At 58.8% G+C, this 13,606-nt stretch carries 16 protein-coding genes and 1 tRNA gene; 7 read left to right on the top strand and 10 right to left on the bottom strand.

The genetic code is table 11. The features are described 5' to 3' along the window. Window positions 1–42: 42 nt before the first annotated feature. Both ATY80_RS11505 and ATY80_RS11500 read left to right on the top strand, forming a co-directional pair. Window positions 43–1,059 carry a class I SAM-dependent methyltransferase gene (locus ATY80_RS11505; protein ID WP_088692558.1) on the top strand — a complete coding sequence of 339 codons (1,017 nt, stop codon included), beginning with the start codon at window positions 43–45 and terminating at the stop codon, window positions 1,057–1,059. A gap of 71 nt (window positions 1,060–1,130) precedes the next feature. After that, window positions 1,131–1,538, top strand: coding sequence for an ester cyclase (locus ATY80_RS11500; RefSeq protein ID WP_088692557.1), 408 nt, complete (start codon window positions 1,131–1,133; stop codon window positions 1,536–1,538). A gap of 53 nt (window positions 1,539–1,591) precedes the next feature. Here ATY80_RS11500 and fabI read toward each other — a convergent pair whose 3' ends face one another. From fabI to fabA, 3 genes are read right to left on the bottom strand one after another with little or no spacing between them, the layout of a single operon-like run. Next, complete coding sequence (gene fabI, locus ATY80_RS11495) at window positions 1,592–2,398, bottom strand: enoyl-ACP reductase FabI (RefSeq protein WP_088692556.1); 807 nt, start codon at window positions 2,396–2,398, stop codon at window positions 1,592–1,594. 4 nt (window positions 2,399–2,402) lie between these two features. After that, window positions 2,403–3,626 carry a beta-ketoacyl-ACP synthase I gene (gene fabB, locus ATY80_RS11490; protein WP_088692555.1) on the bottom strand — a complete coding sequence of 408 codons (1,224 nt, stop codon included), beginning with the start codon at window positions 3,624–3,626 and terminating at the stop codon, window positions 2,403–2,405. Window positions 3,627–3,684: 58 nt separating this feature from the next. Next, window positions 3,685–4,200, bottom strand: coding sequence for a 3-hydroxyacyl-[acyl-carrier-protein] dehydratase FabA (fabA, locus tag ATY80_RS11485; protein WP_007528973.1), 516 nt, complete (start codon window positions 4,198–4,200; stop codon window positions 3,685–3,687). A gap of 303 nt (window positions 4,201–4,503) precedes the next feature. Here fabA and irrA point away from each other — a divergent pair, with 303 nt between their 5' ends. Continuing rightward, window positions 4,504–4,923: an iron response transcriptional regulator IrrA gene (gene irrA, locus ATY80_RS11480; RefSeq protein ID WP_088692554.1), complete on the top strand. Its 420-nt coding sequence runs from the start codon at window positions 4,504–4,506 to the stop codon at window positions 4,921–4,923. Window positions 4,924–4,925: 2 nt separating this feature from the next. Here irrA and ATY80_RS11475 read toward each other — a convergent pair whose 3' ends face one another. Next, entirely contained in the window at window positions 4,926–5,561 is a 636-nt protein-coding gene (locus ATY80_RS11475) for a trimeric intracellular cation channel family protein (protein WP_088692553.1), read from the bottom strand. 124 nt (window positions 5,562–5,685) lie between these two features. Here ATY80_RS11475 and ATY80_RS11470 point away from each other — a divergent pair, with 124 nt between their 5' ends. Continuing rightward, a complete protein-coding gene (locus ATY80_RS11470) occupies window positions 5,686–6,168 on the top strand; it encodes a hypothetical protein (RefSeq protein WP_088692552.1) in 483 nt (160 codons plus the stop codon). A gap of 5 nt (window positions 6,169–6,173) precedes the next feature. Here the strand turns inward: ATY80_RS11470 and ATY80_RS11465 are convergent, their stop codons facing one another. The 6 genes from ATY80_RS11465 to ATY80_RS11440 all read right to left on the bottom strand — a co-directional run bounded on the left by ATY80_RS11465 (window position 6,174) and on the right by ATY80_RS11440 (window position 10,169). Beyond that, the gene (locus ATY80_RS11465) at window positions 6,174–6,959 is read right to left on the bottom strand and encodes a YdcF family protein (RefSeq protein WP_088692551.1); all 786 of its coding nucleotides are present in this window, start codon (window positions 6,957–6,959) and stop codon (window positions 6,174–6,176) included. 53 nt (window positions 6,960–7,012) lie between these two features. Further along, the gene (locus ATY80_RS11460; protein ID WP_088692550.1) at window positions 7,013–7,735 is read right to left on the bottom strand and encodes a YoaK family protein; all 723 of its coding nucleotides are present in this window, start codon (window positions 7,733–7,735) and stop codon (window positions 7,013–7,015) included. A 746-nt stretch (window positions 7,736–8,481) separates the two neighbouring features. After that, window positions 8,482–8,901, bottom strand: a complete 420-nt coding sequence (locus ATY80_RS11455) for a GNAT family N-acetyltransferase (RefSeq protein WP_088692549.1) — start codon at window positions 8,899–8,901, stop codon at window positions 8,482–8,484. A 96-nt stretch (window positions 8,902–8,997) separates the two neighbouring features. Next, window positions 8,998–9,273 carry a DUF1778 domain-containing protein gene (locus tag ATY80_RS11450; RefSeq protein WP_189637132.1) on the bottom strand — a complete coding sequence of 92 codons (276 nt, stop codon included), beginning with the start codon at window positions 9,271–9,273 and terminating at the stop codon, window positions 8,998–9,000. Between the two features lie 286 nt (window positions 9,274–9,559). Beyond that, window positions 9,560–9,635: transfer RNA gene (locus tag ATY80_RS11445), tRNA-Ala, on the bottom strand. Between the two features lie 147 nt (window positions 9,636–9,782). Continuing rightward, window positions 9,783–10,169 (bottom strand): TIGR02300 family protein, encoded by a 387-nt coding sequence (locus tag ATY80_RS11440; protein ID WP_088692629.1) that lies wholly within the window; start codon window positions 10,167–10,169, stop codon window positions 9,783–9,785. Window positions 10,170–10,408: 239 nt separating this feature from the next. On the opposite strand from ATY80_RS11440, the gene ATY80_RS11435 reads away from it, so the two are divergent. The 3 genes from ATY80_RS11435 (at window position 10,409) to rpsA (ending at window position 13,575) form a co-directional block, all read left to right on the top strand. Then, window positions 10,409–11,050 (top strand): FMN-binding negative transcriptional regulator, encoded by a 642-nt coding sequence (locus ATY80_RS11435; protein ID WP_088692547.1) that lies wholly within the window; start codon window positions 10,409–10,411, stop codon window positions 11,048–11,050. 8 nt (window positions 11,051–11,058) lie between these two features. Further along, window positions 11,059–11,706, top strand: a complete 648-nt coding sequence (gene cmk / locus ATY80_RS11430; RefSeq protein ID WP_189637131.1) for a (d)CMP kinase — start codon at window positions 11,059–11,061, stop codon at window positions 11,704–11,706. Window positions 11,707–11,871: 165 nt separating this feature from the next. Next, window positions 11,872–13,575, top strand: a complete 1,704-nt coding sequence (gene rpsA / locus ATY80_RS11425; protein WP_088692545.1) for a 30S ribosomal protein S1 — start codon at window positions 11,872–11,874, stop codon at window positions 13,573–13,575. Window positions 13,576–13,606 lie beyond the last annotated feature (31 nt).

Genomic DNA, 13,606 nt, shown 5'->3' with positions numbered 1-13,606 from the left:
GTTTTCCCGCGCCCTTTTTGTATCCGAAGGTGAGAAGAGATCATGAGCCGCGAAACCCTGAAGACCCTGTTCCATCCCTTTGCCAGCGGCACCGTCGACGCGCCCGGCGAGGGCGAGCGTGTGCTCTTTCTGGGCGCCGAGGCAGGCTTCGCAGTGCCGGAGGGCTTTGCCGCCTCGCTGAGCGCCGTACAGGGCCTCCGGCCGCTGTACCGGCAGCTTCTCTCCCAACGCATCGAAACCACGCCTGAGATTGAAGGCGAGGACTACGATGCCGCCTTGGTCCTCTGCAACAAGCACAAGGGCGAGAACGAGGCCAACATCGCTGCCGCGCTTCAGCGTGTAAAGGTCGGTGGCCTGATCGTCATCGCCGGCGGCAAGGAGGATGGCATCCAGTCGCTCCGCAAGCGCATGGAGGGTTTCGGCTTCGACATCGAGCATATGCCGAAATATCACGGCGTTGCGTTGTGGTTCGCGCGGCCGGCCGATCTCAGCGAGATTGTCGGCAAGTTCGCCAAGCCACCCGTTCGCGTCGATGGCCGCTTCCTGGCCGCGGCTGGCATGTTCTCGCACGACCGCGTCGATGATGGCTCGGAATTGCTCGCCTCGCGCCTGCCTGCCGATTTCACCGGCGACGTCGCCGATTTCGGTGCTGGTTGGGGGTATCTCTCCGTCGAATTGGCAGAGCGGTCTCCCGGCGTCAGCCGTCTTGACCTCTACGAAGCCAACTACGCCGCTCTGGAAGCGGCAAAGGCCAATCTGGAGGAGAACTGCCCTGACGTGCCTGCGCGCTTCTTCTGGCACGATCTGGCCGGCGAACCGGTGAAGGACAAGTACGATCTCGTCATCATGAATCCGCCCTTCCACGAAGGCCATGCGGCAGAGCCGTCGCTCGGCCAGGCGATGATCAAGACGGCCGCGTCGGTGCTGCGTGGCGGCGGTCGCCTGCTGTTGGTTGCCAATCGTGGCTTGCCTTATGAGCCGGTGCTCGCTGCGAACTTCAAGGAAAGCGGAGAGACCTGCCGCAATGCCCGCTTCAAGGTGCTTTGGGCGAAGAAGTAGGCTGCCGACATAGGCAGCCTTGGGGGATCTGCTAGACTTGCTGCAGATGGAGAGACAACAGGGGGAGAGACATGGAGACGGAAGCCAACAAGACGCTCGTAAGGGCCTATGTTGAGGCATTCAATCGCTTCGACATGGCGGCACTGCGCGAGCTGTTTGCCGCCGATGCGCAGATTTACGGTGTTCTGGGGTATGGCGGTCTCGATGACGTCGAGCCCATCTGGCGCGAGCTTCACGAGGGTATGAACATAAACCTCGAGATCCTCGATATCGCCGCCGAGGGAGCGAATGTCGTGGTTCGCTATCGGGAAAGCGGGCGCTATTCCGGTTTCTTTCGCGGTCTCGTGGGTCATGACCCGACCGGCAAAAGCTACGAAGTCACTGCAATGGAATGGTTCGTGGTCGAGAACGGAAAGATTGCGACTCGCTGGGGCGCCAGGGATTCGGCGGCCATCTTGCGGCAGGTCACGCATCCCTAGCGGATGCATCTTGAAAAAAAGCCGGGCTCGTCATCAAGCCCGGCTTTCAGTGTCTATTCCACGTCTGCCTTGCGTAGCGTCTCGAGCGCCGGCATCGAGGTAATGTTGAAGCCGGCATCGACGAAGTGGATTTCGCCGGTGACGCCTGCTGCCATGTCGGAGAGCAGGTAGAGGGCCGAATTACCGACGTGATCGATGGTCACGGTCTTGCGCAGCGGCGAGTTCTGCTGGTTCCACGACAGAATGGCGCGGGCGTCAGAGATACCGGCACCGGCCAGCGTGCGAATCGGGCCGGCGGAGATCGCGTTGACGCGAATACCACGCGGGCCGTAGTCGGCGGCCAGATAGCGCACGGAGGCCTCGAGAGCGGCCTTGGCAACGCCCATGACGTTGTAGTTCGGGATGACGCGCGTCGAGCCGTTATAGGTCAGCGTCAGCATCGATCCGCCTTCGTTCATCAGAGGCGCGCAGCGCTTGGCGATCTCGGTGAAGGAGAAACAGGAGATGACCATCGTGCGGCTGAAGTTGTCGCGCGTGGTGTCGGCGTAAAGGCCCTTGAGCTCGTTCTTGTCGGAGAAACCGATGGCGTGAACGATGAAGTCGAGCGCGCCCCAGCGTTCCTTGATCGCTTCAACTGTGGCATCGACGGAGGCAATGTCCTCGACATCGCAAGGCAGAACGAATTCGGATCCGACTTCGGCGGCCAGCGGCTTGACTCGCTTGCCGAGCGCATCGCCCTGATAGGTAAAGGCGAGTTCGGCGCCCTGCGCTGCCAGCGCCTTCGAAATTCCCCAGGCGATGGAATGGTTGTTCGCGACACCCATGATGAGGCCGCGCTTACCCTGCATAATTCCCGTCATATTGTTATCCGTTATAGCGCTGGAAGACGAGCGTGGCGTTGGTGCCGCCAAAGCCGAAGGAGTTGGAAAGCGCAATGTCGATCTTGGCATCGTCGATGCGCTTGCGAACGATCGGAACACCGTCGAATTCCGGGTCGAGCTCGGTGATGTGGGCGCTTTCGCCGATGAAGCCGGCCTGCATCATCAGCAGCGAGTAAATCGATTCCTGCACGCCGGCTGCGCCCAGCGAGTGGCCCGTCAGCGACTTGGTCGACTGGATGTGCGGGATCTTGTCGCCGAAGACTTCGCGGATTGCACCAATTTCCTTGCTGTCGCCAACAGGGGTGGAGGTGCCGTGCGTGTTGATATAGTCGACATCGCCCTTAACGGTGGCGAGCGCCTGACGCATGCAGCGGATCGCGCCTTCGCCCGATGGAGCGACCATGTCGTAACCATCGGAGGTCGCGCCGTAGCCGACGATCTCGGCGTAAATCTTTGCCCCGCGCGCCTTGGCACGCTCCAGTTCTTCCAGCACGAGCACGCCCGCGCCGCCGGCGATGACGAAGCCGTCGCGGCTGACATCATAGGCACGCGAAGCCGTGTTAGGCGTGTCGTTGTATTTGGAGGACATGGCGCCCATGGCGTCGAAGAGGTTCGACATCGTCCAGTCGAGGTCTTCGTGGCCGCCAGCGAACATCACGTCCTGCTTGCCCCACTGGATCATCTCGGCGGCATTGCCGATGCAGTGTGCCGAGGTCGAGCAGGCCGACGAGATCGAGTAGTTGACGCCGTGGATCTTGAACCAGGTCGCGAGCGTTGCCGATGCCGTCGAAGACATCGCCTTCGGGACGGCAAACGGGCCGATGCGCTTCGGGCTGTTGTTCTTAATGGTAATCTCGGCCGCTTCGATCAGCGTGCGCGTCGACGGGCCGCCAGAGCCCATGATGATGCCGGTGCGCTCGTTGTTGCTGATGTCGCTCTCTTCGAGGCCGGAATCGGCGATCGCCTGCTTCATCGCAACGTGGTTCCAGGCACCGCCCTGCGACAGGAAGCGCATGGCGCGGCGATCGACCAGATCAGTCGGATCCAGTGTCGGGCGACCCCATACCTGGCATTTGAAGCCGTGCTCGGCAAAATCGTTGGAGAAGGAAATGCCGGACTTGGCATCGCGCAGCGAGGCAGTGACCTCGGCGGCATCATTGCCGATCGAGGAAACAACGCCCAGACCCGTGACAACTACCCGTCTCATGTGTTTCGACCTTTTCGTTTTTTCTAACTTGGAAACCGGGCAAGGATGCCCGGTGCAATCAGGCTTCTTTGTCCTTGGACAGGCCGACGCGCAGGTCGGTGGCCTGGTAGATGGTTTCGCCGTCGGCCTTCAGCCAGCCATCGGCGGTGCCGAGAACCAGGCGGCCGCGCATGACGCGCTTGAAATCGATGCCGTACTCGAGCAGCTTCGTCGTCGGGCGGATCATGCCCTTGAACTTCACTTCGCCTGTCGAAAGCGCCATGCCGCGCCCGGGCTCGCCCAGCCAGCCGAGGAAGAAGCCAGTCAGCTGCCACATGCCATCAAGGCCAAGGCAGCCTGGCATGATCGGGTTGCCGGCGAAGTGGCACGGAAAATACCAGTCGTCTGGCTTCACGTCGTACTCGGCGCGGATGTAGCCCTTGTCGAAGGCACCGCCGGTTTCGGAAATGTCAGTAATACGATGAACCATCAACATCGGCGGGAGGGGAAGCTGCGCGTTGCCCGGACCGAACAGTTCGCCGCGGCCGCAGGCCAGAATTTCCTCGTAGTTGAAGCTGGATTGTTTCGTCGCCATGAAAACTCTAATTCCCCCCGCAACTGTGCCGATGGATGTGAACGTTTAGTCCAAGTTCAGCAGAAAATGAAGCATAAGCATGACTGAGCTTCACCCACCTTCGGAGGACCGACTGCGCGCCTTATTTGGTGGTCGCATACAGGAAGGCCAAGCCCCCGACCAGCACTAATTGCGCCAAAAGCCCGATTTTGCGGCGCTTTCGCACTCTTTGTCCCCATTGAAACTATTGAAACGCTTTTGCGCAAAAGTTATATGGCTAATGAAACCTGATTGCTTGACGCTAGATTAACCGGAGTTTGTCGGATGGTGGCAGAGGCCCCGCTTACCATTGAGGCACGGCTGAGACACGCCGGCCTGCGTCCGACGCGCCAGCGCGTCGCACTCGGTGACCTGCTCTTTGCCAAAGGCGATCGGCATCTGACGGTTGAAGAACTCCATGAGGAGGCCGTGCAAGCGGGCGTGCCGGTGTCGCTGGCGACCGTCTACAACACGCTCCATCAGTTCACCGAAGCCGGCATGATCCGCGTTCTCGCCGTCGAAAGCGCCAAGACCTATTTCGACACCAACGTCTCCGACCATCACCACTTCTTCATCGAAGGCGAAAATGATGTGCTCGATATTCCGGTCAGCAATCTGACCATCGGCAATCTTCCGGAGCCGCCGGAAGGTCTCGAAATCGCGCATGTCGACGTGGTGATCCGCCTGCGCGCCAAGCGGCGCTGAATTCACATCACATCGTCAGGGTGCCGGCCGGGCTTGGCCTTGTACGTCGGAAATGTCCAGCCGAAGTACAGCGCACCGCCACGCACGAGGAATGCCGCAAGGACACCGACTGCGGAGGCTGCGTAGAGCGGCAGATTAAGTGCATTCGCAGCCGTAAAGATGCTACCGCCGACCAATGCTGCCGTGATGTAGATTTCCGGCCGCAGCAACACGGACGGCTCATTGGCCAAGAGATCGCGCAGGATGCCGCCGAAGGTCGCCGTCAATGTCCCGGTAACGATGCCGATCGTCGGTGAGCCGGTAGCGGCAAGACCCTTCGCCGCACCCATTACGCAATAGGCGGAGAGCCCGACGGCATCCAGCCAGATCAGTAAGCGATAGCGCGACTCGACAAGGTGGGCGGTAAAGAACACCAGGACGCCAACGGCGCAGCAAACGATGACGTAAGTCGGGTTCAGAACCCAGAATACCGGCACGCGTCCAAGAATAATGTCGCGTACCGTGCCGCCGCCGGTGCCGGTGACGATCGCAAAGAAGAGAAAGCCGATCAGGTCGAGCTGCTTGCGCGACGCCGCGAGCGCGCCGGTCGCCGCAAAGAGCGCAACGCCGGCATAATCAACGTAGACGAACGGCGACATGCAGTCCTCCAGAACCGACGAGTATCTTTCCGAAATATGAATCACGGCGGCAAGGGCGGCGCAAGGCGGATCAGCCAAACTGTGCGGCCAACAGCGTCCTTATTCGACCAAAAGAGAAACCCTCGTGAAAACGCTTCTGATCGCTTTGAACATTGCCGCGCTACTCGCCGTACCAGTTGCGGCCTTTGCCCAGCAGTCGCTTATCTCGGACCCGGAGATTTATGAGAAGAAGCACTTTCAGGAACAGTGCACCAAGGCCGAGTTTTCGGATGGCTACGTCATCCGCCAGGATATCAACAACGATGGCTTGGTCGACGCCGTCGTCAATGAGGGCGAGTTGACCTGCGACGGCGAGAAGGGGCCGCAGTGCAATGACGACGGCTGCACCTACAATTTCTATCTGCAGGTGGCCGAGGGCGGCTATTTCATGATCGCGACCGCCCAGATCTATGGCTACGACTTCGTGAAGCGCTTCGGCAACATGGTGCTGGCGATGAAAATGCACCCGCGCTTCTGCGATCGCCCGGATGCCGACAAGACGAAAGAGCCCTGCATCGTCACGGCCCGTGTGCGCGGCACCAAGTTCGTGACGATCTCCAAGAAATAGCGCGTTCAGCCAGGATAGAGCTCCGAGGTGCGACCGGCGAGATAGTAGCCGACAAGACCGAACCACTCGCGGATCGCTGTTGCGAGGTTCTGGGAATTTCGGCTCGGCTGCGTGAAATCGAGGCCAAGACTCTCTCGTCCGTCGGTCCGATAATCTGTCGGCCAGGGCACGATGTCGATACCAAGCTTGCGGAAAATACCGACCGACCGCGGCATATGATAGCCTGAGGTGATCAGCAGGCAGTTCGAGAGGCCATGGCCCACCAGGAGTTCCTTGGTGTTCATCGCGTTTTCGAACGTCGTCCGTGACGTCGTTTCCTTAACCAGGCGTTCCCTGCCGATGCCGAACATCGGAAAGAAGCGCGCCGATATCACCGCGTCGCCTTCATAGATTCCGGAAATCGAACCATCACCTCCTGAAATCAAGATTCGCGCCTGCGGAAATTTCTGTGCCAGCCGCAGCGCCTCGACGAAGCGATCGGCGCCGGCATTGAGCTCGACGCCGTGGCGGGCGGTATTCACCTCGTTCTCGAAAGCGCCGCCCAACACGATCATGCACTGCAGGTTTGCAGGATCCTGCAGTTTCACAAACCGATCCTCCAGTCCCTGCAGAAGGTAATTGCCGGCAGTCGTGTAGAGCGTGATGAACAAGATGAGACCCGCAATCGCGCACGAAACGAGGCTTGTCGCACGCCAGCGGACAAGGCCGGCCAGCACGGCAAGCACGACGAAAAGAAAGGCGAGCGACAATGGCTGCCCGAACAGCCAGACGAGCTTTGAAAAGAGAAACAAGGATGCCTTCCTCTAGCGGTTTCCGCTCGCCCCTTATCTGATTCGGTGGGGTTCTATTGTGACCGTGACTTCATACGCGCTGACGAACGTGGCGCGGCGTTAAACCGGCTTTGGGTGCGTTTCGGAATCAAGAGGGTGGCGAGCGCAACCAGCATCGCAAAAACGGCAATCAGCCACAGCGCCGCAGCTCCCGCGATTTGTGTCAGCAGCGCTCCAACGATAGCCCCAGCCAGCATGCCGGCCCAAGGTACGATCTGGATGGTCCAGTCCATCTGCCTGTCGCCGATGATCCAGCGTCCAAGACCCCGTCCGAAACGCGAAAGCGCCCCCGTTACATAGGTCAGCCCTATCGGCAACCCTTCGATCTGCTCGACCGCCGCGTTGACCATCCCCATCGAGGCAACAATGAGATAAAAGCGCGGCATTTCCATACTCTCGCCCATCATAAGCGAGGCGGTTGCCAGCGCGATGCTGACACATGACAGCACGGCGAAGGTGCGCCGGTCCGAGAAATGCGCGATCACGATGCCGACAGCATTGCCGAGCACGAAGACCATGATCGCCGAGAGAAGAATGGCTGCATGCCGCAGGTTTCCCTCTCCGAGCGACAGGGCTGCACGTGTCGTGTTGCCCGTCATAAACGACACGAAGTCCCCTGTCAGCGCAAGGCCGGTCGCATCGGTCATCCCGGCCAGAAAGGAGATCGTGCCGGCAAGCGTCAGGCCGGTTGCCGTTCTGCGCGTATGGATGATCCGCCGTCGTCTTTCTCGTGTCATTCAATCACTCCAGTCCGCCGGAAAAGCCGGCGTCGACACCATAGCCGCTGTTGCTAAAAATTTGGCAAAGCATCGATAAGCGAAGCACCTGGTAAACTGCTCTTTCAGTTGATTGTGACTGTGGATCTCGCCAGGTTCGGCGCACTCAACACGCGATGCTCGGTGCGTCTTCGACGCGGCCAGAAGCATGAGGCCGGCCCGTATATCGAGGAGGGCCGACTTCGATCTGCCGTCGGATAGAATAAAGAAGCTTTCCCCCAACGACCGTCAAGTCGACGATGGGTTGGGAAGCTCAGTCTTAAATAGCAAAGTGATATTCCCGCAGAGGCGAGGACGCGCTCCAGCGAGGATCTGGAACATCGCCACCTGTATAGTGCTCTCGCTGACTCTGCCGCAGACCGTTTGGAGCTGCTGAAGAGGCAGAAGACCGGGTTGTATGCTGTGCTGGAGGTCATCATGTCGCGCCCAGAGGAATTCTCGGAAACGATACAAGTCTTCCACGAGCGATCTGACGGAGGAGACGACGCGGTTGTTGCCGCACGAAAACTGCTGGTTGGGTAGGCCGAGCTGTTCAACGACTACGCGGATTTGGAAGCCAGTGTGATGACCGATCTGGAATGGGAAGTGATGGCGTACCCGGGACGGCGCTGTCAGCTCGCCGGATGGACGCCGTGAGTTCTGATAATGTAGGCTTTCGGAAGTCAAAAACGTGTCCAGATCACCAAAGGGTGCACGCCGCCTGGCGTTTAGCCTGTGGCCTCCTTCAAGGAAGCTGCAATGTCCTTAGTCGGCAGAATGAGGCGCCGTTCCATGTTCTTCGTTTCTTGGAAGCCGAATTTTTTATAGAAACTGACGGCATCATCATCGAGAGCGTGAATTATTACGGCGCGAAAAGTGACTACTTGTGCGGCGGACACCACACTCATGAGCGCGTTTTTGAGGAGTGCTTTGCCAAGGCCCTTACCTTGATGGTCGGCATCAACGGCAAGTCGGGCTAGAACTGCAATCGGAATCTCGGTTGGAGATTTAGACCCCTTCACCGATCGGGAAACATCGTTCCGGTGTATCATGCCTGCGCAAACCGAATGGTACCCCACCACTCTGAAGTTTTCATCCGCAATTACAAATGTGCGAGTATACCCCTGCTCCTGATTATATAAGGCCATTTCCTTTAGCCACGAATCCAAAGAGGGCTTCCCTGACGAGAAGCCCTCAATGATGTGCTGATTTGTAATAGGGCAAGGCTTCCGATAGGGCAAACGTCAGTCCATCCAATCTAATTTGGTCTGAAAAAGCTGGACCAAGTTGTCTCTGGCTATGCCTGGAGCGGCAAGCTGGTCGCTTACAGCTTCAAACACGTCAGCGGATACGCCCATGAATCGTTGATCTAGCAGCTCTTCTTGCGCGGTATGAACCGAGGCTTCGGTCATGAACGCAGTTATGCTCTTTCCACAAACCTCAGCCGCACGTGCAATTAGATCATGCGTTTCCGGTTCAATCCGAAGATTGACGGTTTTGGTTTTCCTAGGAGCGGACATCATGCTTCTCCATCAATCGCACAGTTGATTTTGATTTGTGCGACGTACCCGATGAATGTTCGAAAACAAACGTGTGTGGTCAATGTAAATACGTTACAATAATTTTCAATTACTGAAAAAGTTCCATTTCCGCTAATGCGCTGAAACCAGTCCGGATTTTTGTCATTGCGTAGGTTGGCGCCATCAAAAATAAGCGTTCGTACTTCCCCGGTGCTTCTCCAGAGACGAAGTCAGTCTGGGTCAGGGCCGAAGCTACCTATATGTGGTTGACTGCGCAGGAGAAAATTGGTGGAGCTAAGCGGGATCGAACCGCTGACCTCTTGCATGCCATGCAAGCGCTCTCCCAGCTGAGCTATAGCCCCATCAAGGCAGTCCGGCGAGCCGGTCCTGGGATGCTTCGCGAAGCCTTGCCTCGCGGAGTGGCGGCTTATTACTTCCGGTTTTTGGAGATAGCAAGCCAAAAAAACGGCCCGGCGAAATTTTCTCGTCCGGGCCGACGCTTGATAAGATCAGACTTCGTCTTCGTCGCCGGTGACGCCGATGATGTCGCTCATGTCGTCATCGTCGTCGTCTTCGTCGGCTTCGAGGAAGGTGTCGTCTTCGTCGCCTTCGATTTCGACGTCGTCGTCGCCCATATCAGGAATGTCGTCGCCGGATGCGCCTTCATCGGCGTCCTCGAGCGAAACCATTTCGACTTCCGTGCTTTCCGTATCGACTTCCGCCACTTCCTCTTCATCCTGGGCTTCAGCGGCGGCTGCAGCGGAGGTTTCCTCGAAGAAGGAGAGGGGATAGGACTTGCCGGTGTAGGGAGAAACGATCGGATCCCGGTTCAGGTCGTAGAACTTCTTGCCGGTTTCCGGATCGGTACGCTTCGTTCCAAGTTCAGCTTTCGCCACTGTAAGCCTCGTGAGAATGGCCGAATCAAGATTCGGCAAATGCCGTGAAAACCGGCGTTCTATTCGGAATTTATAAGCCGGTCCCCATAATCGTTGCAACACGGCATGTCAAAGCCAAACTTCACGCATCGCTCATGCGTGACGGATGACCGGCGCCGCCGTTTGTGGTACTGAGCCGGCGATTGTTCATTTGCAGGGCAGATCGGCATGTCGCCGGCTGCCGGAATGGGTGCGAGACAATGTACCAGCCGCCGCATTTTCGTGAGGAAGACCTGAGCGTCCAGCACGCCTTGATCCGGGCGCATCCGCTCGGCTTGCTGATCACTGCGGGTGCCTCGGGCCTGATGGCGAATTCGATTCCTTTCCATCTGGATGCCGCGGCCTCCCAGAAGGGTACGCTGCGCCTTCACCTCGCCAAGGCCAATCCGCAGTGGCGCGATATCGAGGCCGGCGCCGACGTGCTGGCCGTCTTCCAGGGCGCCGATGCCTACATCACGCCATCCTGGTACCAGACGAAACAGGAGACCGGCAAAGTCGTGCCGACCTGGAACTACGCGATCGTGCAGGTGAGGGGCAACGCACGTGTCATCGACGACGCGGCTTGGCTGCTTCAGCAGATCAACGCGATCACGACGCAACAGGAAGGGCCGCGCGCTAGGCCCTGGGCAGTCGGCGATGCGCCGGATGATTTCATCCGCGCGCAGATGAAGGGCATCATCGGCGTCGAAATCGAGATTGCCGCGATCGAAGGCAAGTGGAAGGTAAGCCAGAACCGACCGGTTGCCGATCGCGAGGGCGTTGCTTCAGGCCTCGGCGAAGAGGCCGGGCAGGCGGATATGGTCGATCTCGTCCGCCGCTACGGCAGACTGGCGGAAAAATGAACGGACAGATGACCTCAAGACACTTCACCATTGCCATCGATGGACCGGCGGCTGCCGGCAAGGGAACACTTTCGCGCCGCATCGCGGAGACCTACGGATTCCATCATCTCGATACGGGCCTAACCTATCGCGCCACCGCAAAGGCCTTGCTCGACGCTGGCCTGACGCTCGACGATGAGGCGGTGGCGGAAAAGATCGCCCGCGAGGTTGAATTGGCCGGTCTCGATCGCGATTTACTCTCGAAACACGAGATCGGCGAGGCGGCCTCGAAGATCGCGGTGATGCCTGCTGTGCGGCGTGCACTGGTGGAGGCGCAGCGGCGGTTCTCGCGAAAGGCGCCTGGAACGGTGCTCGACGGTCGTGATATCGGCACGGTTGTCTGCCCGGCAGCGCCGGTGAAGCTCTATGTAACGGCAAGTCCCGAGGTTCGGGCGAAGCGCCGCTACGACGAAATTAGAGGCAAGGGAGGAATTGCCGATTTCGATGCCATTTTCGACGACGTCAAGCGCCGCGACGAACGCGACATGGGGCGGGCCGACAGCCCTTTGAAACCAGCCGAAGACGCGCACTTGCTTGATACGTCGGAAATGAGTATAGAGGCGGCGTTTCAAGCTGCGAAATCGATCATCGATCAAGCCTTGAGCCGAAATACCTAATTCGAGCGATTTGCCCAAGCTTTGCCTGGGTCGCTTTCGAAGACTAGCCTGAAATTCCGTCCAAGCGCCGGATTGCTTCCCGACAGGAAGCGGACTGGGTTCAGGCCCGTTCAACACGAACCAACCGGCGCATACGTATCCGGATTCGGATATGCAGGAGATTACATGTCAGTAGCTACTCCCTCTCGCGAAGATTTCGCGGCCCTTCTCGAAGAGTCCTTTGCCAAGCACGACCTGGCTGAAGGCTATGTCACCAAGGGCATCGTAACGGCAATCGAGAAGGACTCTGCCGTTGTCGACGTCGGCCTCAAGGTCGAAGGTCGCATCCTACTCAAGGAATTCGGCGCCAAGGCCAAGGACGGCTCGCTCAAGGTCGGCGACGAAGTCGAAGTTTACGTTGAGCGCATCGAAAACGCTCTCGGCGAAGCTGTTCTGTCGCGCGAGAAGGCTCGCCGCGAAGAAAGCTGGATCAAGCTCGAAGCCAAGTTCGAAGCCGGTGAGCGCGTTGAAGGCGTTATCTTCAACCAGGTCAAGGGCGGCTTCACGGTTGACCTCGACGGCGCGATCGCCTTCCTGCCGCGTTCGCAGGTCGACATCCGTCCGATCCGCGACGTCACCCCGCTGATGCACAACCCGCAGCCATTCGAAATCCTCAAGATGGACAAGCGCCGCGGCAACATCGTCGTATCGCGTCGTACGGTTTTGGAAGAATCCCGTGCCGAGCAGCGTTCTGAAATCGTTCAGAACCTCGAAGAAGGCCAGGTTGTTGACGGCGTCGTCAAGAACATCACCGACTACGGTGCGTTCGTTGACCTCGGCGGCATCGACGGCCTGCTGCACGTCACCGACATGGCATGGCGCCGTGTGAACCATCCGTCGGAAATCCTGTCCATTGGCCAGCAGGTCAAGGTTCAGATCATCCGCATCAACCAGGAAACCCACCGCATCTCGCTCGGCATGAAGCAGCTCGAGTCGGATCCGTGGGATGGTATCCAGGCCAAGTATCCGGAAGGCAAGAAGATTTCCGGTACCGTCACGAACATCACCGACTACGGTGCGTTCGTCGAGCTGGAGCCGGGCATCGAAGGCCTGATCCACATCTCGGAGATGTCCTGGACCAAGAAGAACGTACACCCCGGCAAGATCCTGTCCACGAGCCAGGAAGTCGAAGTCGTCGTTCTCGAAGTCGATCCGTCCAAGCGTCGTATTTCGCTCGGCCTCAAGCAGACCCTGGAAAATCCGTGGGCGGCATTCGCTCGCAGCCATCCGGCTGGCACTGAAGTCGAAGGCGAAGTCAAGAACAAGACCGAATTCGGCCTGTTCATTGGCCTCGACGGCGATGTTGACGGCATGGTGCACCTCTCTGACCTCGACTGGAACCGTCCGGGCGAACAGGTCATCGAAGAATACAACAAGGGCGATGTCGTTAAGGCTGTCGTTCTCGATGTAGACGTCGAAAAGGAGCGCATCTCGCTCGGCATCAAGCAGCTCGGCAAGGACGCTGTCGGCGAAGCTGCTGCTTCGGGCGACTTGCGCAAGAATGCAGTCGTTTCCTGCGAAGTTATCGCAGTCAACGACGGCGGCATCGAAGTGAAGCTCGTCGACCACGAAGACATCACCTCGTTCATCCGCCGTGCAGACCTGTCGCGCGACCGCGACGAGCAGCGTCCGGAACGCTTCTCGGTTGGCCAGGTTGTTGACGCCCGCGTCACCAACTTCTCCAAGAAGGACCGCAAGATCATGCTGTCCATCAAGGCGCTGGAAATCGCAGAAGAGAAGGAAGCGGTTGCTCAGTTCGGTTCGTCCGACAGCGGCGCTTCGCTCGGCGACATCCTCGGCGCGGCTCTGAAGAACCGCGGCGGCGAATAATCGTCAGCCTCAGGCTTGAAGACTAAAAGAA

The organism is Rhizobium sp. R711 (assembly GCF_002211365.1).
GTDB lineage: Bacteria > Pseudomonadota > Alphaproteobacteria > Rhizobiales > Rhizobiaceae > Rhizobium.
The sequence above is the reverse complement of the archived record's forward strand: the minus strand, read 5'-3'. Positions and strand labels throughout refer to the sequence as shown.

Coding starts and splice junctions, on each gene's coding strand:
- ATY80_RS11505 (WP_088692558.1), top strand. CDS start 43: ATGAGCCGCGAAACCCTGAAGACCCTGTTCCATCCCTTTGCCAGCGGC.
- ATY80_RS11455 (WP_088692549.1), bottom strand. CDS start 8,901: ATGGCCTTATATAATCAGGAGCAGGGGTATACTCGCACATTTGTAATT.
- ATY80_RS11500 (WP_088692557.1), top strand. CDS start 1,131: ATGGAGACGGAAGCCAACAAGACGCTCGTAAGGGCCTATGTTGAGGCA.
- ATY80_RS11435 (WP_088692547.1), top strand. CDS start 10,409: ATGTACCAGCCGCCGCATTTTCGTGAGGAAGACCTGAGCGTCCAGCAC.
- rpsA (WP_088692545.1), top strand. CDS start 11,872: ATGTCAGTAGCTACTCCCTCTCGCGAAGATTTCGCGGCCCTTCTCGAA.
- ATY80_RS11475 (WP_088692553.1), bottom strand. CDS start 5,561: ATGTCGCCGTTCGTCTACGTTGATTATGCCGGCGTTGCGCTCTTTGCG.
- cmk (WP_189637131.1), top strand. CDS start 11,059: ATGACCTCAAGACACTTCACCATTGCCATCGATGGACCGGCGGCTGCC.
- irrA (WP_088692554.1), top strand. CDS start 4,504: ATGGTGGCAGAGGCCCCGCTTACCATTGAGGCACGGCTGAGACACGCC.
- fabA (WP_007528973.1), bottom strand. CDS start 4,200: ATGGCGACGAAACAATCCAGCTTCAACTACGAGGAAATTCTGGCCTGC.
- fabI (WP_088692556.1), bottom strand. CDS start 2,398: ATGACGGGAATTATGCAGGGTAAGCGCGGCCTCATCATGGGTGTCGCG.
- ATY80_RS11460 (WP_088692550.1), bottom strand. CDS start 7,735: ATGACACGAGAAAGACGACGGCGGATCATCCATACGCGCAGAACGGCA.
- ATY80_RS11450 (WP_189637132.1), bottom strand. CDS start 9,273: ATGTCCGCTCCTAGGAAAACCAAAACCGTCAATCTTCGGATTGAACCG.
- fabB (WP_088692555.1), bottom strand. CDS start 3,626: ATGAGACGGGTAGTTGTCACGGGTCTGGGCGTTGTTTCCTCGATCGGC.